The organism is Leclercia sp. W17, from assembly GCF_003336325.1.
Lineage (GTDB): Bacteria > Pseudomonadota > Gammaproteobacteria > Enterobacterales > Enterobacteriaceae > Enterobacter.
The window spans coordinates 1,781,772-1,801,055 of sequence record NZ_CP031101.1 but is presented as its reverse complement, the minus strand read 5'-3'; the positions used below and the strand labels follow the sequence as shown (position 1 = coordinate 1,801,055).

The window sequence follows — 19,284 nt, the reverse complement described above, 5'->3', positions numbered from 1 at the left end:
TTCCCCTAGACAAATGAGCCCATTGGAATAAGTTAGAAACTACATATCTGCCAACAACATCCCAGCCATACCATCCAGTCGCTTCTTAACCTTTTCCCAGCCCGGCATAACCTGCCCCATCAGACGGTAAAACTCTTCGCTGTGGTTGTGCTCAGCCACATGGCATAGCTCATGCAATAAGACATAGTCGATACATTCTGAGGATGCCTTAACCAGCCATGGATTCAGGGTCAGACAGCCTTTCGCAGAACAGTTTCCCCATTGCGTTTGCATCGCCCGCAGACGTATCGGCGGACGTTCACTAACCCAAAGGGTCTGCGGTATCAATAAATCAAGCCTGCGTTGAAAGACATCTCTGGCGCGTTCCCGATACCATTCGGCCAGCAACGCTTTTACCTTTTCTGCCGATTTATGTCTGACAGTCACTTCCAGACGCCCACGCAACATTTTCACTCGTTGCGGCACAATAGCGTCTTCTGTCACTTTCAACTGATATTGCTTGCCAAGATAGTAATGGCTTTCTCCGCTGACATACTGACGCGGAACAATGTGTGTCTGCTGCTCCCTGAAATCACGCAGTTGCTGATAGATCCAGCGCCCTCGTTTTTTCAGCGCAGACAATACCTCGTGTTCAGGTGTTTCTGGTGGTACAGAGGCCACTACCCGGCAGTCCGGATGCACCTTGATGAGTACCCTGCCCTTTACGACCTGACGCGTAACACACTGTACAACGATGACCTCATCACCATAAACAATGCGTAACGCTTTCATTGCTGGCGACTCTTTTTCTCTCATGATTTCATCAAACCAACGCGCAGGATCTGGATGATAGTTTCCACGATACGGTTTACCTGATTCATTCCGGCACCAATCTCCCGGCAGGCCGTAAACAGCAGCGGTAACAGATTAGTCTTAACGGCTTTCTCAATATCCTGAGGGTTCAGGGAGTTTTCTTCCACCGCTCTAACGATAATGCTGTCCACTTCAAAGGCCAGCTTTGTCCACTTCTCCTGCACCTGAACATCGTTTACCGCAAAAACCTCAGGTAGCTCTTTTTTAAAGACACCGTAATACGCCTGAGCATGCTTGTTTACCGCCAGCGCATCCGGGATATCACTGAGCTTACGGGCTTCAACTTTTTCTTCAAACTCTCGGAATAAGAGATACTGTTTCAGTGGGTGATCGAACAGTTTTTCTGCTTCTTCGATAGCCATGCGCAGGAGTTTGGAAAAGGCCTCCTGAGCATACGGATCATCAAGCAGCTCCTGCTCAATCATCTTCGTCACACGGGTTTTAATAATGTCGGTTTCATTGCGGGTTTTATTGTTGTCCCACTCTTCGGGCTTTTCGCTCTTGCCCATTTTACCGACTTCATACACGCCATCCGGTTCACGAACCTCAACGCCAGTGACATGCTTATCCAGCAGTTTTTTCACCTGCTCGGCGTAGTCGTCATAATTGACCTGCTCTCCACTTACCTGCATTGCCCACTGGCGAAGGCTGGACATCTGTTTTACGGTTTCTTTATAGAGATTTCGGTCTTGTTCCGTAAAGCTCTTGTCGGTGAAGAAGGTAGCGGACTGCAGTGCCACTTTCAGGCATCCGGCAAAGGCCGTTAACGCCTCGAAGAAATCATCACGGGTTTTCTGATGGATATCGACCATCTCTCCATCACGTTCTTCCATTTTAGGCACCAGTACTGCACGTAATTGCTCAGTATCATTCTTGTTTTTGACACCGGCAAATATGGCCCACAGCTGGTTATACAGATGCGGCAGACGTTTATATTCAGAGCTCATGGCGCTGTACAACCCGTCAATATCCTTGATGTCGTATCCTCCCTGGGTTCGGGAGGCGAGATCCTGATATTTACCGATAGTGGTGTCCAGTTCAGCCAGAATGCCGCGATAATCAATCAGCAGGCCAAACTTTTTCAGTGGATGCAGACGGTTTACCCGGGCAATCGCCTGGATAAGGTTGTGGGACTTAAGCGGCTTGTCGATATACAGCACGGTATTTTTCGGTTCATCAAACCCGGTGAGCAGTTTATCAACGACTATCAGCAATTTAAGCTTCTCATCGGTATCGAAACGACTGATGACATTACGGGTATACACAGACTCATCCTGCGTGCCGACATTATCCTTCCACCATTTCGTCACTTCCGGCAGTTTGCTTTCATCCACCTCGGTATTCCCTTCCCGGGTATCCGGCGGGCTGATAACTACAGCTGACTCAAACAACCCTGCTTCATCAAGGTACTTTTTATATTTGATGGCGGAAATCTTGCTGTCGCAGGCAAGTTGCCCTTTCAGCCCCTCATCAATGTTTTTCGAGAAGTGAGTGGCAATATCGAGCGCGATCAGGCGGATGCGGTCATCTGCACTGTAAACCTCACCTTTACGGGCATATTTACGCTTAAGGTCGGCTTTTTGCGCTTCGCTTAACCCATCGGTAATACGATCAAACCAGGCATCTATTGCCCGATCGTTAACCTCAAGGTCGGGAATACGTTCTTCATACAGCAAAGGTGTAACGGCTTTATCTTCTACCGCTCGCTGCATGGTATAAGCGTGGACAATCGGTCCGAATTTATTGGTGGTCTTATCTTCTTTCAGCAATGGCGTACCGGTAAATGCCACAAAGGCGGCATTCGGCAGCGCCAGTTTCATTCGCACATGGTTCTCGCCACCCTGGCTGCGGTGTCCTTCATCAATCAGAACGATGATGTCGGGGCTGGTATTGACGCATTCAGGAAGTTTTGTCGCTGAGTTAAATTTCTGGATAAGGGTAAAGATTATACGTTCTTTACCAGAGCCAATCTGCTGCGCCAGTTTCTGACCTGAGGTCGCCATCGCTTTGGCCTTATCATCCTTTCCTGCCAGTTCGCCACCTGAGGCAAAAGTGCCGCTGAGCTGCCCTTCAAGGTCCACACGGTCCGTCACCACCACAATACGACACAGCTTCAGGCTGTCATGAAGAATCAGCGCTTTGCTGAGGAACACCATGGTGTATGATTTACCAGAACCCGTGGTATGCCAGATCACCCCACCTTCCCTACCCCCATCGGGTCTGCGGGTACTGATGCGTTCCATCAGTCTTTTTATCCCGAACACCTGCTGATAGCGGGCAACAATTTTTCCGGTCTTTTTATCAAACAGGGTGAAGAAGCGGGTCATCTCCAGCAGACGTTCCGGCGAAAGTAGACTGATAAGCAGCTTATCCTGCCCGCTGACAGCCAGTTCCCCCCCGGCGATTAACTGCTGATACCAGTTGAGATCGCCAGCAGGACGATGCTCAAATAACGCATCAATTTGTTCAGTCGATAACGGATGGTTGCGCAGGGCATACATCTGCGCATCGGTAATATCCTCTTCGCGCCATGCCGCCCAGAATTTCATTGGTGTATGACAGGTACCATAGCGTCCGTCATGCCCGTTAATTGAAAGTAATAACTGGCTATAGGTAAAGAGCTGCGGGATTTCATCGTTGAACTGGTTGCGGATACTCTGGGATATCCCTTCGTCAATGGTTGGCCCTTTCTTGCCATGACCAGCCGGGCTTTTAGCCTCAATAACAGCCAGTGGGATACCATTAACAAAACAGACAATATCCGGTCTGCGGGTTTCAACACCGCCTGACCGCAATACCGTAAATTCTTCAGTAAAGTGGAACTGGTTATTTTCCGGATGTTCCCAGTCAATCAGCGCAATGGTGGGGTTCACCTTTTTGCCATCGACAAACTCCGTAACGGCGATCCCGTAAAGCAGATGGTTATACATCCGCTCATTGGCTTTCAGCAGCCCTTCATTCAGCGCCGGAGAACAGACCTGTGATATCAGGTTATCCAGTGCTTTTTCCGATAACTGGCAGGTTTTGCCACCCCCCATAAAGGAACGCTTCGACAGCTCTTCACGCAGAACCGGACGCAGCACCACCTCATCCTGTTTATAGCCCCGGTAATCCATAATCTGTTTCGGAGATAAAAACGTCCAGCCGAGGCTGGTCAGTAACGTCAGTGCCGGAATTTTGGCGCTGTATTCTTCCTGGAATTTAGGTTGGTAGTGCTTATCCACCCGGTAATCCTTCTTGGCTAAGAGGTGAAACTGTATGTCCTTACGGACATACTCAAAATGAACGAAGACTTATGATGAAAAGAACGGCGAGTCCCGATAAAGGCGATTGTACTTGACCTGTTCTGTTTCGCCCTTGTTTACATTACCAAATTTCTCCTGATGCGTCGTACAGCAGGAACCACAGGATGCACAAATAAATCGTCCTTCTGAACATTTTTCATGTAAATCTCTGCCGTCAATTATTTCGCTGCATTTGTAACCAATACAGTGATTAATGTAATGCCCGATACCAAACTGTTCGCAGGAATGACTGGCACATTTAAAAACGGTCAGGCGATACGCGGCCTGGAAAGGTTTTTTCACAAATCCTTTCGACTTCGCATCCCAGACACTGGCCTCGATACGAGCATATTTCATATCCGGAACCATCAGCACCCCACAACTGCGGCAATGCAAGCGGGAATGTAATTCTCTGATACGGTTGAAATACCCAGCCAGTTTAATTGGGAAATCCCGCTTAGAAGGTTCGCCTGCAATCAGATAGGTCATACCGTAGTGGGCAAGCCAGTCATAAATAGTGAAGTCGATGTAATCCCGACTGAGGTCGGGTAGCACCTGCGGATCATGGCAGACTTTCGAACGACAAAGGAATTTTTTCTCTATCGTTCCGTCAGGTTGTTTTGCATTCCAGTGAAACGCCTCACAGGATAATTCTAAACTTGGGAAACGAATTTGTAATGAACTACATTGTGGGAACAATTTGAAAACAGAAGGATGATTTACCGGAATTTTACCCGACAAGACTCCGTGCCATATCTCATGCAGAATAATACTCAGAACGGACTGTTCATCGTTGCGCCCAAGCAACGGTAACAATTTACTCAGAATGAAGTATTCAGGATCAGAAGCAATTTCAGTATTCGACTCGACATCATTAACAAAACTGAAATCTTTTCTGAACATCTTCTGTTTAATCAAATACGTATTGATAAAAGGACTAATCACGGAATGTTTATAAAATTGCTCTCTCGATGAGAATTTCTGCTGATAGGCATCACGGACAAATGGTTGTATATCCATTTTATTTTTCGTGAAACTACGTCGAACAAAATTCTCTATATCATCATGCCGATGCTCAAGAATCCGCTCGCTACTTATACAATCGTAAAAAGCCAGGTAGAGAATAGCACTTATAGATATATGGCTGAGTAATTCATTGATGATGTCCGATGTTGAAGCCCCCTGGCAATCCGTAGCCGCAGAACATCTTTTCACCCAAACAGCGAATTGATCAATGTTATTATCGATAAATGACGAAGGCATGACCGCAGGAGATATTTGTTGTGCGGTCAAATCATCAAAATTCTTATCAGAGGCGAAAAGTGCAAACTGGTTATCGTAGTTACGTGATTTTAAAAATAGCGGTAAGACTTTTGTAACAGCTATATCACTGGTAACTAACCGAATTATAGCCCTTTCGCCAAAGGACTGAGTGAGGAAATTAATAACGCAGTCACGATAACGCCAACGAGCGAAATCAACGCCCTCCTCAATAATAGCCCGGAGATATTCAATGAGGAGCTCAGCCGTCTCCTCATCTGTTTTATCAAGAATGTGAACGTTAAAAGCCGTAGGCTTACCATTTTTACCTATACCTTCCCTGAACAGCACCGGTGTATTGTCAGCGGGTGTATAGTTTCGGCTTATCTCATTCTTATGAAAAAACAGCTCATTACCATTCTCTGATAAGAGAAAGCCAAAGTTATTCTCCCGATCCGTTTTGCTGTTGTAGCCTCCGAACCAGAGAACATTTCCCATGTACCACCGGGAACGATCCAGATTGTTCACTGCCATGAGCAAGCCCCCTTCCGCTTTGTCAGTGCAGGCAGCACTTTTTAAATTTTTTACCACTGCCACACTGACACGGGTCATTACGACCGGGCAGTTTTTCTGCCCCCTTCACGGGAACAGGCCGGGATGATGCCTCTGACATTCTCACCGACAACCAGTGCTGGTAAAGCGCCAGTGCCGCAGGCTGAATGAGAGTAATACTCTGTTCAAATTGAACAGGTGACATTTTCTCAACCACTGGGAAGTTCTTTTCGATACCATGAAGGGCTATCGCCTCCAGCGAGGGACGTAAGGCCTCTGGCAAGGCTGACCAGTCATCCAGAGACCGGCCTTTCATATACCCGAAACACCACTCTTCGACGATGGTATATGTCTTCCCCTTCACCTCACGTCCATTGAAAATCGGTTCAAACTGTTCAGGGGCCTCATACAAGCAGCCCGCAATATCGTTCATATGCTGAAAACACAGCCCCACAAAACGCGTCATCTCTTTTTCGGTGGTCCAGTGAGGGTGGTAGTCACCACGACCCCAGAGGGCGCTGAGCCAGGTATTAGCGGGGATCATATTCGGGCCAGAGACAACCGCCGTCAGGAAGCCATCCAGCTCAGAGAAACAGAGCACAGAGTCATCATTGCCGTATTTCAGCAACATCTCTTCCAGCCAGTCGATTTCACGGTCAGTCACTGGACCACTTTTCGTCAGTTTCATGCAGCAACAGCCTCATCGATTTTCACCCGACGTTTTCCGGTCAGTAACTGCTGCATCAGGGCTTTTTTCTCATCTCTCAGGCAGGCGAGTTTTTTCTCAAGTGTGTAGATTTCGGCGTCGGCTGCGGACAGCACGGTGGCGATCTTTTGTTGCTCTTCGATACAGGGCAAATTAATGATATGCGTTTTAATGTTTCCGGTTATTTGTGGTTGACCGGAACCGGATATTAAATACTTCAGATCACTGCCATTCAGAGTATAGAATAGAAATTTTTTACTCACGTAGGAATAGTTATCCGTATTGATAACCATTGCATTTCCGGTAATCCACGATTTTGCTTGAGTCCAATTGACTATGCCGCATGTGCTACCCCGGCAAGTTACGGCTATTTGTTCAGTTTCGTGGTTAAACTCTTGATAAAATCCAATAACTCCATTTGCGCCATAAACTGGATACCCCGAATCAGACATCATAGACTGGGATATTGTTTTTGGTTGATAAACATCAGCTACATCTGAAAGAAGTTTTTTCTCCCATTTACCACTAAAACTCACCCCATTCTCATCCAGCAAGCGTTTTTCCCCGGTAAGCAATTGCTGCATCAGAGCTTTTTTCTGTTGCTGACTATTAATAATAAGCTTTTCTGTCCACGCTATAGCCTTATCCCAAGCAAATAAAACTTGAGCAATTTTCTTTTGTTCCTTAATCGGAGGTACGACAATTGGAGTCTTCTCAAGAATGCCTTTGTTGATCTTTACCATTGTGCTACTACTACCAGCGGCACAATTTTTGAAATATGCCCGTACTGTAGAGCTTTTTAATTGTTGTTCAATAAACTCCTTATCGGCTTTAGTATCATCTATACGAAAGCGCATCATCAAATCAGGGTAAGAACAATTCTCAATTTCATTTTTAAAGCGAATCGAACGCCCTACCTTGTCTGGTGTGTTAGATCTACTTACTAAAAAATCATCTTTTTTGAGAAGATTTTGCAAAACTTTTTCTTCTGGTAAAACGGGTTTTATTCCCGAAGAATTAATACCTTCGTCCGCTAATGCTCCCAAACTTAATACCCAATAGCCAGTTTCCGAATCGGTTGCATTAGGCGAATAACCGTTTTTAATCTGTCCATCAAGTAAGTCTTTTAAGGTAACAGTTTTCCAACCCTTAGGCACCATAACCCAACTCCTCCAGATAACCCGCCATCTGCGTTTCCAATTTCGCCAGTTCCTCTTTCAGTTGCTCACGCTCAGCACGCACGGCCAGCAAATCAATCTCGTCTTCTTCCTCGAAGGTATCGACATAGCGCGGGATATTGAGGTTATAGTCGTTGTCCTGAATCTCCCTCAGGCTGGCGAGATAGGCGTATTTCTCGACGTTATCGCCTTCACGATAGGTGTTAACGATCTTCTCAATGTTTTCTGCGCTGAGCTGGTTCTGGTTTTTGCCCGCCTTATATTCACGGCTGGCATCGATGAACAGAACCTTGTCATCAACTTTCTGCTTCTTAAAAATCAGAATCGCAGCCGGAATCCCCGTACCATAGAACAGTTTTTCAGGCAGACCAATCACCGCATCCAGCAGATTTTCATCAATCAGTTTCTGGCGAATTTTGCCTTCGCTGGAGCCACGGAACAGCACACCGTGTGGTACCACCACGCCCATCCGACCCGTTCCCGGTTTCAGGGTTTCTATCATATGCGAGATAAAGGCGTAATCTCCTTTAGTCTTCGGCGGTACACCGCGACGGAAACGACCAAACTTATCGTTTTCAGCCTCATCATGGCCCCACTTGTCCAGGCTGAACGGTGGGTTTGCGGTCACGATATCAAACAGCATCAGGTCGCCATTTTTATCGAGCAGCTTCGGGTTACGAATGGTATCGCCCCACTCGATTTTGTGGTTATCTTCGCCGTGAAGGAACATATTCATTTTCGCTAGCGACCATGTAGATCCAATCGCTTCCTGACCGAACAAGGCATAGTTACGGCTGTCATGCCCGGAGACAATTTTACGTCCGCACTTCATCAACAACGAACCGGAACCACAGGCCGGATCGCAGATGGTATCTCCGGGCTGCGGATCGAGCAGTTCAGCAATCAGGTCTGAGACTTCCGGCGGGGTATAGAATTCCCCCGCTTTCTGCCCACCGCTGGCGGCAAAGTTTTTAATCAGATATTCGTAAGCATTACCGATGACATCCAGCGTACCTACACGACTCGGCTTCAAGTCAAGATCTTCACCCGCAAAGTCTTCCAGCAGCTGGCGCAGGATGGTGTTCTTCTGTTTTTCTTCACCTAGGCGATCGGTGTTAAACGAAATATCCTGGAACACGCTTTTCCCGGCGTCTTTCAGTTTGGTGCCATTAACTTCTTCAATCGCATGCAGAGCCTGGTCGATGCGCTCACCATTGCCCGGTTCATGACGACGTTCATACAGCGCATAGAAACTGGCGCTTTTCGGCAATACGAAACGTTCATTCGCCATCATGGCTTCAATGAGTTCTGGTGCATCACCATACTGTTTTTTATATTCATCGTAATGATCCTGCCAGACATCCGAAATGTACTTGAGGAACAGCATAGTAAGGAGAAAATCCTGGTACGTACCAGCATTGATGGTGCCACGGAAGGTATCACACGCGGCCCACAGGGCTCTGTTGATTGTATCCTGACTGATTTTGTCGTTCATGAGTCATCCTGGTATGAAGAAAAGCTAGCGATGCAGGGCTTTGCATCGTAAAAAATTGTGGTAAATGATACCTCAAGAAACACCCCTGGACACACCTGAATCACAGTATCTTTACGGGAATTGTCAACCTGATACCGACAGATGACTTACGGATGCCCTTATACTTACAAGCTTGTAAATTCTAATGATATTAGCAGGATAGACTCAATGTAAGCTATGGTGTAAAACTGCCGTTGGGGTAAATACCCTACTCATGCTCTTGTAATCAAAGCATTACCTTGCAAACCTCCATCAGTAAAGGGTATCAGCCCTAAATAAACGAGGCACATTATGTTTGAAAACTATCTTGAACACCCTAAACGAGAACAAAAAAACGCTAACCTTCTCGCTAAATATCAGAATGACATTGATAAATTATCCGATATTTTCACTGAGGATGATTTACTACACCTGATGACACAAGAACAACCGGATGGAACGCGTAAGATGCGCCCGTCATTATCCTCTATCGAGATATTCTCGCCATCCGCATTAATGTCCAATCAGATTAATTTTTTTCAGCATACCGATTACCTTGAGAAATGGTGTGCGCTACAACGCAAGGAGTTCGAGACATTGGCTATTAATATCTATGGCCGTAAATCGATTAAACAAAATAAAATCCCAGCTAAAACCCTAAAGGAAATTGACGAATTCCTGGAGGTATTTATTGATAAGGCATCCAAAGACCCGACACATCCGATTCTCACATTACTAAATATTCTTGATACACTTGCGGATGAAAATACATATCAAAATAACAAACCCTACATCCGGAATGGTAAGTTTTCAATATCCATTCATAATACAGCACTCAAAATTGCCCACAGAAGAATCATAACCTATATCAAATCATCGGATTTCACTAATTCACTCCCGAAAGTTTCAAATCTGGAAGCCCAGGACACCGCCCTCCTTTTCTTTGCAAGATTTTGTGATGAATTTTATTTTCACTTTTTATTGCAAATATTAGACAAGATGAAAAACTCCGGGCTTATCAAAGATAATTACCTCAACCACCCCGCCATGTTTCAATTGATTACTCTTGCAATGTTACCCCATGAGGTCATGCAACACTTTATTAATGAAAAAGACGATGCAATTACATTAACCAGCCCCGACCGATTTGTTATTGATGAAACCATTCCCCGCAACAAAGAAAACATGACAGGAATACAAAAAAACATAAACCAGATTTTACACAAGACCTATATTTACATTGCACTACTTTTATTTCCCAAATGGAAACCCACAGCCAAAGAAATCATCCTTTTCCTTGAAGGTAAGAGTAAAACTGTTAAGGGATTGTTAGATCTAAAATCGACAGCACTGGGACTAAGTTCACAGATTAACGATGTAGGCCGTCTCAGCAAAGAGGAATATGTCATCCGATTACTATCACTTGCTCAGACTAAATGAACCCATAGCGTCACAATCCACAGAGAATAGCCTCTGTAGATAAAAAGCTCAGTTTTAAATTGAAATGATGAACTGTGAAAACGTCAACTCGTAATTAGCTCACCTGACATCGTATTTTTCCTGGCACACATTCACAGGAGAACTACGATGTCCATTATTGATCTGCGTTTCAGCACTAAATCACTTCAGCAACTGCCGCATCCGACGACTGGTTGTCAGGAATACCGTGATATTCACTGCCCCCATCTGAGGGCGCTGGTCTATCCCAATCAAATCACGCTTGCGTTTCGGGCGACCATCAACAATCAGCGCATTTATGAAACACTGGGCTCTTTTCCACTTCTCGGTGTGGAAGATGCCCGCCTGCACACCATGATTCTTCTTGGCAATAAAAAACGCCTTGCCATACAATCCCGCCGATATACCGTCGAACAGGCTATCAACGACTTGTGGCTACCTGACATGCGGTTATATAAAAAAAGCCCACAGTCTGAGCTCTCAAAACTCAATCGCTATATCCGCCCCTTCTGGGGACAGCGTCACCTGCGCGATATTACTGCCGGTGAAATCGAAAAATTCGCGGCTGACCTGCGTTCAACATTACGCCCGGCAACCATAAACCGCCTTCTGGCACTGCTCTCAAAGATATGCTCTCTGGCTGTACGTGCTGAATGGATAAATCATTCTCCGATGACCCACGTTCGTTATCTGAAAGAGAGTAACGTCCGGTATCGCACACTTTCTGCCACTGAAATTCCATTATTTATTGCTGCCGCTGAAGCCCTGAATACGCCCGCTGCTGATGCCATATTGCTCGCACTCTATACCGGTATGCGTATTGGTGAAGTTTGTACGCTGAAATGGGATTACTGGCATCCCGATGTACAGCAGTTACTTCTCCCGGATACGAAATCAGGGCACCCATTCACCTGTCCGCTTGCAAATCCCGCAGTGACCATTATTCAGCGACAGGCACAACTGGCACTCAGCACGACCTGGATTTTTCCTCGCCTGACCGACACCACTCGTCAGTTGAGCTATCCGCGTGGAACCTTTGCCCGTATCTGTCGGGACGCTCATATAGAAAACCTGCGCATGCATGACCTTCGCCGGACGTTTGCCACCCGTGTGCTACAGGCAACCAGCGATATCGCCATGGCTTCCCGTTTACTGAATCACCATTCACTCACTGCGACCCGCCGCTATGCATTTCATAATGCAGCGGACTCTCAGGCGGTCGTATCACAAGTTGTTGATGCATATAAATAAAAAAACTGACGGAATGAGCTGTGAGTTTTTTGGCGTGTCATCAAACTGCGCGGCTCGTATGGTTAGAGCACACCACTGCAGGGCCCGGCAGTGACTGATAAAACCCTAACGACTTTTAGCTCAGAGGAGCCCTGATATGTACATAAATAGCAAACAGATTGCTCTCCGCTGGGGCGTTTCACCCAGCACCATTGCCAGCGATATCACCCGTAACCCGGCCAAGCTCCCTCCGTTCATCCGGCTGGGACGTGCGATCCGTTTTCCAGTGGCTGAGGTGGAAGCCTGGGAAAAGCAGCAACTCACGAACATCCAAATTCCACGTTAATCACATTAATTTCTGATAAGGCGAAGAAATCATGACAACCGCAACAACACTCAGCTCTGATTACCTGGTGAACTCAAGCGATAAGATCATCCCGGTCTCTGATGTCATCAGCATCAGTCTCGTTGAAAACCGCCTGAATTTTATTAGTCGGGCGTGCCGCCTGCTGCACACCGAGTCTTTTGATACGGATGACACAGCGAAAACTGCTTTTAACACCTATGCCCGCATCTTCGAAAGTAACCTGTCTGAAGAGGCTGTCTACCGGGGTAATAACTGTATTGCCCGACTCAAGTTCGTCTACGGCATCAGCCTGTTCCAGAACGACGAGCAGGCTATCCTCATGCTCACTAACCGTTATGGCGGAACACTCATCAGTGAATCAGCGAAACCTGACACTCTTGATGAAGCATTTCAGGAACTGGCTACCACTCTTGGTGGTCGCGAATTTGAAGTGATGCACTTTCGCTGGTTACATGCCAATTGCCTGCTTTCATCGCGACTCCTCCCAATGGTTGAAAAAACCCCCAACGGCGTCGTCATTAAAGTCAACGATAAGTTCGTATCTTTCCTGGCAACGAAAGACGATGCTCTAAAAGAGCAACTGTTTGCTGAGATTCGTGCAGCCCTTGCCTGATTTCCCCTTAATTAGCGGTGTCGATATTGACACCGCTCACCAGAATAAGAAAACACTTATGTTTGACATGAATGCACTGCTCGCAGATGCGGCGGGAGTGACGCAACCTGTCGCCCGCTCTGCTAAAACACTTGATAACTTTCCGTTAATACCGCAAAAATCAAAAAATCGACTGGACGTCAGCAGCGAGCTACATCTTGATATCGGCTTTGATACTGAATATGTCTATAACCCACATACAAAGCAAAACGACATTCTGTCTTATCAGAGCTATGTCGTGCTGCCTGATGGAACGGGTGTTCCCGGAATCCTGTACCCCGCCAGCGCCCACAAAAAAGATCGCCTGTCGCTGAAAAACTTTCTCGCGCAAACTCTGACGCCGCTATTGAAGAATGAGCAGATTACCGAATGGCCGGGTTCGATGACGCTGTATGCTCATTTCCTGCGGGCTGATGTTGCCTCGTTTTCCGATTTCTGGAGCGATCACAAAATATTGCTGAAAGGAATTCGCAGTACAGTTAGCAGTTTTAAAAACCGCTACGGTATTGATTTTGATGAAGTCGAAAATCGTCGTGAAAAAAATAGCCTCATCACGTTTGATAAACGGACCAGCCCGCCCCGTTGTAGCAATGTGACGTTCACCGATACGTTGTTGATCACTCCGGGTGGGATGGGGCTGGCGGAATGTGGCCAATTACTTGGTCTGCCGAAACTAACCATTCCAGCCCCTTATTCAATCAGCGATATGCGCCAGTATTTAAAAGGCGATCGACGCGGTTTCGAAGCTTATGCAGTTCGTGATGCCGAAATTGCCGTGCGCTATGCCTTACAGGTGAAATCGTTCTGCACTGAAAGTCTGATGATTGAGCGTGTCCCCACCACGATTGGTGCGATGGCTGTTTCCCGGTTTCTCAAAACCATTGATGAAAGCGGCATATCTTCTGAAATTTGCATGGGCACCCGAACGGTATCGAAACAGTGCTGGAATCCCGAAACCCAGGGGTTCAGAACGGTGAAGACAAGGCAGAGCATACCAGCTAGAGAACTCTACGAAACCTTCCCCATAAACTGTTATCACGGCGGTCGTAACGAATGCTACATGATGGGCATTACCCCGGAAAGGGAATGGTATGACTACGATTTAGCAGGTGCTTACACGACTGGGCTGTTGGATATTTTGCAGCCTGATTACGATAATATTTTCCATAGCCGCAATCCTGAAGATTATTGCGGTCATGTCATGGGATTTGCGCTGGTCAGTTTTCGATTCCCCGACACGGTACGCTATCCCTGTCTGCCCGTCCGAACAGACCAGTATGGTTTGTTTTTTCCCCTAATGGGTGAGTCGTGGGCAACAGCGCCTGAAATTGCCCTCGCGCTGTTCCTGGGTGCGGAAATCGAGATTCAGAATGGCATTATCGTACCGTGGCGAAAATCCGAACCGAACGATACTGAAGCCGCATACCCTCAAGCACAACAACCTTCTTTATTTTTACCTTTTGTTCAGCAAGTCCGTGAAAACCGTAACCGCCATGATAAAGGGTCTCTGGAGGAGAAGTTCTGGAAAGAGATCGGAAATTCACTGTACGGAAAACTCGCTCAGGGTCTTCACGCAAAGACTGCATTTGATACCGCCCGTGGGCTGAACAGCCCTCTGCCGCCTTCGTCAGTCACCCAGCCATTCTTTGCTGCACATGTCACGGGATTTGTCCGCGCGGTGGTGGGCGAGTTGATGAATGCACTTCCCCCGAATACAACCGTGGTCAGTGTGACTACAGATGGTTTTCTGACGGATGCCTCTACCGAGAATATCGATATGTCTGGTCCGTTATCGTCACGTTTTCAGGCGTTATGTGACATTGCGGATCCGGGCTCGTCTATGCTGACCTGTAAACATCAGGTCCGACAACTTGTCGCCATGAAAACCCGGGGGCAGTTGACCTATAAGGAATCAGAAGGCTTCCCAATCGTCCATGCTCGCGCAGGTGTTAAACCCCCTGCTGATATTCCCCGCGACGACTATAACCACTATATGCTAGGCCTCTATATGAACAGGGCTCCGGGTCAGAAACTTCGCAGGGGGTCTCTCATTTCAACCCGTGATATGTGGTTGAATGAAAGCGACCTTGTCGCCGTTGAATCGGATATCCGGTTAAATCTGGAGTTCGACTTTAAGCGCCAACTGATCGCCCCCACCATGAATGATGGACATTTGTTGATGTATTCCCTTCCGTGGAATGATATAGCGCAGGCACTTAAGCAACGCCAACTCTTCGATGACTGGCGGCAGGCACACTGCCTGAAAGATGAAGCCGACTGGGAAGACTGGTGTGATTTTCTCTATTGCAGAAACGTTTTTACCCCACTGAAACTAAAAGTAGGACAAAATCGAAGCGATGATGTCCTTGTTCGCCTTTTCCTGCGGGCCCTGGCTCAACATCAATGGGGGCTCACGCCGGACGACAGAAAGCGACAAACCAGTGTTGAGATAGCTGCATGGCTGGTCGAAGCAGGCTACTCTGTGACATCCAGTGATGTTAAAAATGCAGGTCGGGCTAAGCTCCCACCCATTATCTTTGGTTCTCTGACTTCCCGAATGACTCGCCTGATGGACCATATAATGCTGAAATATCCTGGCTTCGCATTGCCCTCGGTAATTTTGTAAATCCTTCACGCTGAATACCTGTTTGCTAAGCCCACGCTCCCAGTCGTGGGCTTTACTGTTTGGTAGATAATGAAGCTCCGGTAATAAAGCTGCTTCCCGCAACCACCACAACATGGACAGGTTGAGTCCACAAAAACCATGATGAAAATATATAACTGAATTTTATGGTTTTTATTTTTTAGAAATCCTGCTTCAGCCTGGACTCATCTTGTCCAGCACCCTGCTGAAAATATCCTTCCAGCTTCAATTGATTGGATGCCTGAATGGATAAGCATGACAAACTTGGGTATCGCCTTGGATTGATACTGACTCGCCTTAACAACGGTGAATCGGTCACGGTGAGTGGGCTCGCTGAAGAATTTAATGTCTGTGATAAGACCATCCGGCGTGACCTAACGCAGCGACTGGCTTATCTCAACCTTCTTCGCAGTGGTAAGAAATATTACCTTCCCGTTGGCGTTCTGGGACAGCGCAGCAATACTGACTTACGCCGTTTTACGCGGATTCTGGGTATTGACGGGTTATTTCCACGCTGGGATGACAGACTGTTAGGCATATTGCTGGGCAATGCTGAAAATAATCCTTTTCTGATCAAACAACGTCCACACGAAGATTGTGGGATTTTTATGTCTACGTTGAATACATTGTCAGATGCAATTCGCGGCAGTAAAAAAATAAGCTTCATATATAAAGCGAAAAGCTACGGCGCCATTGAGCCCTACCGTCTCGTCAGTGACAGAGGGATCTGGTATCTCGCTGCGATTGAGGGAGGAGTGCTGAAGAGTTTCGTCATTTCAGAGATGAAAAAGGTTCTCCCCAGTAACGTGTCGTTTACCATGTCGACGGAGATTCATCTGCAAATCGAGAATGCGGAAAGTATCTGGTATGGCGCAGAGCTTACTGAAGTACTGATGTCAGTTTCTGCACGTATAGCCCCGTGGTTCTTGCGCCGCGCTCTGTTGCCCGGTCAGGAAATTATTCACACTTCCGCAAGCGGTGATTTGCTCGTAATTTCACGGGTGGCTCACTTCGGCCAAATTATCCCACTCATCAAATACTGGATGCCCGAGGTTGAAGTTCTAAAACCAGCATCGATTCGTAATCAGGTTACGCAAGACATACGCCTTGCTCTGGAACTATACGAACAGAATGAAAGTACGGAATCAACCGGAGATACCTCTAATGAATAAAGATGAAAAAGCGCTCGAGAATTTTTTCGAAACCATAGCAACGGATTTACTCAGCGGCCTTCTTGACGCCAATGATAATGAAGAGAATGCGCATCTCAAAGCCTGGCTTGACGCGCCATTCAATGTGGTTCCCGAACGCCTTCTCCAGCATGCCGAGATGATTTGCAATCACTTCAGTGCCGGTGAAAACGGTCATTTGTTAATGCACGGTATTGATGATCAACTGGCCGCAATGAATCTTTCCCGCAAGGAGCGCTTCAGCCCTATGAAAAAAGGGATCGTCGGTTACGCGGCACCCCGTGATCTGGAAAAAGTGAATGCCTTGCTAAAAGTAATTATTTCTTATTACGAGTGTGCGTTAATTAAAGCGAAAATGGAGAATGGTGCTCATGATGAATAATACAGAAACTAAAAATCGAAATCCTGTGAAGGATGCTCTTGAAATATTACCTGAAAATATCAGGGAAAGTATTGCCCGACGCATCAATGACGTTATCAGTTATGAGCCGGTCATTGGCATTATGGGAAAGACCGGAGCCGGGAAGTCCAGCTTATGTAATGCGATTTTTAAGGGTGATATTTGTGCAGTCAGCGATGTCGCCGCCTGTACCCGTGAAACGCAGGAAATGCGCATCCAGTTTGGCAAACGCTCAGTGCGGTTGATTGATATTCCGGGTGTGGGAGAAAATGCTGAGCGTGACGCTGAATATGAACAACTTTATCGTGACCTGTTACCACAACTGGATCTGGTTCTCTGGGTGATTAAAGGCGATGACCGCGCCTTTTCTGCGGATGAACATTTCTACAAAAATGTGCTGGCCCCTGCTGGCGGTGAGGCTAAAACACTGTTTGTGCTTAATCAGGTCGACAAAATTGAGCCATTCCGTGAATGGGATGTTGTCAACGCCCGGCCTTCTCCATCCCAGATGCAAAATATCCTCGATAAAAAAGCATATATCACACAGCGATTTGGGTTTACTGACCATCCGGTGATCGCTGTCGCCGCCAGTGAGGGATACAATGTGACCCATTTGGTGGAGGCAATGGTCCGTGCGCTCCCAAAGCACGCTCAAAGCGGCGTTGCTTCTCAGGTGAGAGACGAGCACAAAACCCGTACAGTTACAGAAGAGGCAACGGAAGGATTTGGTGATACCGTTGATCGCGTTCTTGATGATATTATTGATAATACCCTGCCAGCACCTTTGCGCGTGGTGGTGAAAGCTGCCAAAAAAGCTGTAGTCAATGGGCTGAAAAAAGCCTGGAACTGGATCTTTGGATAAAAAAATAACGGGAGCAACTGCTCCCGTAATATTCATATCCCATTAATCATTATAATTTCACCAGCCCTGATTTAATTGCCAGACGGACACATTTATTGGCCTCCTGCATAATGACGTCCTGGGGATATCTGTTCATTTCCCGATAACCATCAGATTTAGCCATGCGGCCTTCCATTCCGGCATTATCCAGAATGGCCTTCCAGGCATCCCGAATTTTCTTTGAGTCCTTTTCGCCGACGCCACCGGAGAGTGTGCCAAATAGTTCTTTGGCATTACTGTTAAGATTTTTGTATTCTGCTGCGTTTGGATCCAGTAACATCGCCATTTGAGTCGACTGACGAGTTGCTTCATAACATCGTCCTGCTGTATCAAGCGAAACAGAAGCGGCTATTGAGGTGACAGGCACGATGGCCACGATACATGCAGTAATTATCTTTTTCATATCATTATTATCCAATTGGGTGAGAAAGATTATCTGTTCTTACTACTGTCTGTTCGATGATTTGCGGTAAAATGTCACACACTTATCTGCAAATGCTGCCTGCTGGTATGCCCGAGGAAGTTCATTATCCAGGGCGGTGGTGTTTTCATTAATCGATTCTTCGTCAACGCCATAACGTTGTAGTTCTCCCTCCAGATATTTGTAAATTTCAGCAGTGACCTTTTTATCTGTCTCCATGAGTTGCCTGTTTATACTGTCCATCGCAAGGTAACAGGCTACACGGTTATTTACCTGAACAAGCCCGGCATGCGCCTGTGACAAAAAACCCGTGAATAACAGAGCTGCTATTATCATTCTTTTCATCTTACATCCTTCATTAAGGTGATTTTTTTGGTTCATTGCAGAGCCTAATGCAATGCGAGGACAGGTTATGTCCATGTAGAGAAAATTATTTGAATATTCCTTGCCTGACTCGCTCTCTTATCAGAGGAGCCAACCGCACTTTCCCGGGAGAAATAACCTCCGTTACTGTTTCCACCCTCAATAAGTCCCGTCGTCCTGTCCGACGGGAAACAGAAAACTGCTGGCAAATATCATTAACCGACAGAGAATTGCCAGTATAGAGCTGGAGCAATATCCACCCCAGTCTTTCAGCGATCTTCTCGCCTCGTGACTGACGCATCATGGGTACCTG

Annotated in this window: 17 protein-coding genes; 8 read left to right on the top strand and 9 right to left on the bottom strand. The window is 46.7% G+C overall.

What is annotated here, in order from left to right; translation table 11 throughout:
- Positions 1 to 39 precede the first annotated feature (39 nt).
- From DVA44_RS08830 to DVA44_RS08805, 6 genes are all read right to left on the bottom strand, one after another.
- The gene (locus DVA44_RS08830) at positions 40 to 795 is read right to left on the bottom strand and encodes a M48 family metallopeptidase (protein WP_114386347.1); all 756 of its coding nucleotides are present in this window, start codon (positions 793 to 795) and stop codon (positions 40 to 42) included.
- The gene (locus tag DVA44_RS08825; RefSeq protein WP_114386345.1) at positions 792 to 4,076 is read right to left on the bottom strand and encodes a type I restriction endonuclease subunit R; all 3,285 of its coding nucleotides are present in this window, start codon (positions 4,074 to 4,076) and stop codon (positions 792 to 794) included. The genes DVA44_RS08830 and DVA44_RS08825 overlap by 4 nt, the downstream gene beginning before the upstream one ends.
- Positions 4,077 to 4,145: 69 nt before the next feature.
- A complete protein-coding gene (locus DVA44_RS08820) occupies positions 4,146 to 5,930 on the bottom strand; it encodes a cold shock domain-containing protein (protein ID WP_114386343.1) in 1,785 nt (594 codons plus the stop codon).
- 22 nt (positions 5,931 to 5,952) lie between these two features.
- The gene (locus DVA44_RS08815) at positions 5,953 to 6,636 is read right to left on the bottom strand and encodes a YecA family protein (RefSeq protein WP_114386341.1); all 684 of its coding nucleotides are present in this window, start codon (positions 6,634 to 6,636) and stop codon (positions 5,953 to 5,955) included.
- Positions 6,633 to 7,814 carry a restriction endonuclease subunit S gene (locus tag DVA44_RS08810; protein WP_114386339.1) on the bottom strand — a complete coding sequence of 394 codons (1,182 nt, stop codon included), beginning with the start codon at positions 7,812 to 7,814 and terminating at the stop codon, positions 6,633 to 6,635. The genes DVA44_RS08815 and DVA44_RS08810 overlap by 4 nt, the downstream gene beginning before the upstream one ends.
- On the bottom strand, positions 7,804 to 9,327 hold the full coding sequence (locus tag DVA44_RS08805; RefSeq protein WP_114386337.1) for a type I restriction-modification system subunit M: 1,524 nt from the start codon (positions 9,325 to 9,327) through the stop codon (positions 7,804 to 7,806). Before DVA44_RS08805 ends, DVA44_RS08810 begins: the two co-directional genes overlap by 11 nt.
- 330 nt (positions 9,328 to 9,657) lie before the next feature.
- Here DVA44_RS08805 and DVA44_RS08800 point away from each other — a divergent pair, with 330 nt between their 5' ends.
- The 8 genes from DVA44_RS08800 to DVA44_RS08765 all read left to right on the top strand — a co-directional run bounded on the left by DVA44_RS08800 (position 9,658) and on the right by DVA44_RS08765 (position 18,148).
- Entirely contained in the window at positions 9,658 to 10,785 is a 1,128-nt protein-coding gene (locus DVA44_RS08800; RefSeq protein ID WP_114386335.1) for a hypothetical protein, read from the top strand.
- 147 nt (positions 10,786 to 10,932) lie between these two features.
- The gene (locus DVA44_RS08795; protein ID WP_114386333.1) at positions 10,933 to 12,054 is read left to right on the top strand and encodes a site-specific integrase; all 1,122 of its coding nucleotides are present in this window, start codon (positions 10,933 to 10,935) and stop codon (positions 12,052 to 12,054) included.
- A gap of 136 nt (positions 12,055 to 12,190) precedes the next feature.
- Positions 12,191 to 12,379 carry an AlpA family transcriptional regulator gene (locus DVA44_RS08790; protein ID WP_114386331.1) on the top strand — a complete coding sequence of 63 codons (189 nt, stop codon included), beginning with the start codon at positions 12,191 to 12,193 and terminating at the stop codon, positions 12,377 to 12,379.
- Between the two features lie 31 nt (positions 12,380 to 12,410).
- A complete protein-coding gene (locus tag DVA44_RS08785; protein WP_114386329.1) occupies positions 12,411 to 13,013 on the top strand; it encodes a hypothetical protein in 603 nt (200 codons plus the stop codon).
- Positions 13,014 to 13,071: 58 nt separating this feature from the next.
- The gene (locus DVA44_RS08780) at positions 13,072 to 15,678 is read left to right on the top strand and encodes a hypothetical protein (RefSeq protein WP_371413847.1); all 2,607 of its coding nucleotides are present in this window, start codon (positions 13,072 to 13,074) and stop codon (positions 15,676 to 15,678) included.
- A gap of 263 nt (positions 15,679 to 15,941) precedes the next feature.
- Entirely contained in the window at positions 15,942 to 16,868 is a 927-nt protein-coding gene (locus DVA44_RS08775) for a YafY family protein (RefSeq protein ID WP_114386327.1), read from the top strand.
- Complete coding sequence (locus tag DVA44_RS08770) at positions 16,861 to 17,268, top strand: hypothetical protein (RefSeq protein ID WP_114386324.1); 408 nt, start codon at positions 16,861 to 16,863, stop codon at positions 17,266 to 17,268. Before DVA44_RS08775 ends, DVA44_RS08770 begins: the two co-directional genes overlap by 8 nt.
- The gene (locus DVA44_RS08765) at positions 17,258 to 18,148 is read left to right on the top strand and encodes a GTPase family protein (RefSeq protein WP_246843613.1); all 891 of its coding nucleotides are present in this window, start codon (positions 17,258 to 17,260) and stop codon (positions 18,146 to 18,148) included. Before DVA44_RS08770 ends, DVA44_RS08765 begins: the two co-directional genes overlap by 11 nt.
- A 49-nt stretch (positions 18,149 to 18,197) precedes the next feature.
- Here the strand turns inward: DVA44_RS08765 and DVA44_RS08760 are convergent, their stop codons facing one another.
- The 3 genes from DVA44_RS08760 to DVA44_RS26225 form a co-directional block, all read right to left on the bottom strand.
- Positions 18,198 to 18,590 (bottom strand): hypothetical protein, encoded by a 393-nt coding sequence (locus tag DVA44_RS08760; protein WP_139157090.1) that lies wholly within the window; start codon positions 18,588 to 18,590, stop codon positions 18,198 to 18,200.
- Between the two features lie 42 nt (positions 18,591 to 18,632).
- Entirely contained in the window at positions 18,633 to 18,953 is a 321-nt protein-coding gene (locus tag DVA44_RS08755) for a hypothetical protein (protein ID WP_047741669.1), read from the bottom strand.
- 85 nt (positions 18,954 to 19,038) lie between these two features.
- Positions 19,039 to 19,272 carry a DeoR family transcriptional regulator gene (locus tag DVA44_RS26225; RefSeq protein WP_167350270.1) on the bottom strand — a complete coding sequence of 78 codons (234 nt, stop codon included), beginning with the start codon at positions 19,270 to 19,272 and terminating at the stop codon, positions 19,039 to 19,041.
- Between the last annotated feature and the right edge of the window lie 12 nt (positions 19,273 to 19,284).

Bases quoted from the DNA above. Each gene is read 5' to 3' on its own strand.
- DVA44_RS08830 (WP_114386347.1), bottom strand. From the start codon at position 795: ATGAGAGAAAAAGAGTCGCCAGCAATGAAAGCGTTACGCATTGTTTAT.
- DVA44_RS08820 (WP_114386343.1), bottom strand. From the start codon at position 5,930: ATGGCAGTGAACAATCTGGATCGTTCCCGGTGGTACATGGGAAATGTT.
- DVA44_RS08815 (WP_114386341.1), bottom strand. From the start codon at position 6,636: ATGAAACTGACGAAAAGTGGTCCAGTGACTGACCGTGAAATCGACTGG.
- DVA44_RS08810 (WP_114386339.1), bottom strand. From the start codon at position 7,814: ATGGTGCCTAAGGGTTGGAAAACTGTTACCTTAAAAGACTTACTTGAT.
- DVA44_RS08805 (WP_114386337.1), bottom strand. From the start codon at position 9,327: ATGAACGACAAAATCAGTCAGGATACAATCAACAGAGCCCTGTGGGCC.
- DVA44_RS08800 (WP_114386335.1), top strand. From the start codon at position 9,658: ATGTTTGAAAACTATCTTGAACACCCTAAACGAGAACAAAAAAACGCT.
- DVA44_RS08795 (WP_114386333.1), top strand. From the start codon at position 10,933: ATGTCCATTATTGATCTGCGTTTCAGCACTAAATCACTTCAGCAACTG.
- DVA44_RS08790 (WP_114386331.1), top strand. From the start codon at position 12,191: ATGTACATAAATAGCAAACAGATTGCTCTCCGCTGGGGCGTTTCACCC.
- DVA44_RS08785 (WP_114386329.1), top strand. From the start codon at position 12,411: ATGACAACCGCAACAACACTCAGCTCTGATTACCTGGTGAACTCAAGC.
- DVA44_RS08780 (WP_371413847.1), top strand. From the start codon at position 13,072: ATGTTTGACATGAATGCACTGCTCGCAGATGCGGCGGGAGTGACGCAA.
- DVA44_RS08775 (WP_114386327.1), top strand. From the start codon at position 15,942: ATGGATAAGCATGACAAACTTGGGTATCGCCTTGGATTGATACTGACT.
- DVA44_RS08770 (WP_114386324.1), top strand. From the start codon at position 16,861: ATGAATAAAGATGAAAAAGCGCTCGAGAATTTTTTCGAAACCATAGCA.
- DVA44_RS08765 (WP_246843613.1), top strand. From the start codon at position 17,258: ATGATGAATAATACAGAAACTAAAAATCGAAATCCTGTGAAGGATGCT.
- DVA44_RS08760 (WP_139157090.1), bottom strand. From the start codon at position 18,590: ATGAAAAAGATAATTACTGCATGTATCGTGGCCATCGTGCCTGTCACC.
- DVA44_RS08755 (WP_047741669.1), bottom strand. From the start codon at position 18,953: ATGAAAAGAATGATAATAGCAGCTCTGTTATTCACGGGTTTTTTGTCA.
- DVA44_RS26225 (WP_167350270.1), bottom strand. From the start codon at position 19,272: ATGCGTCAGTCACGAGGCGAGAAGATCGCTGAAAGACTGGGGTGGATA.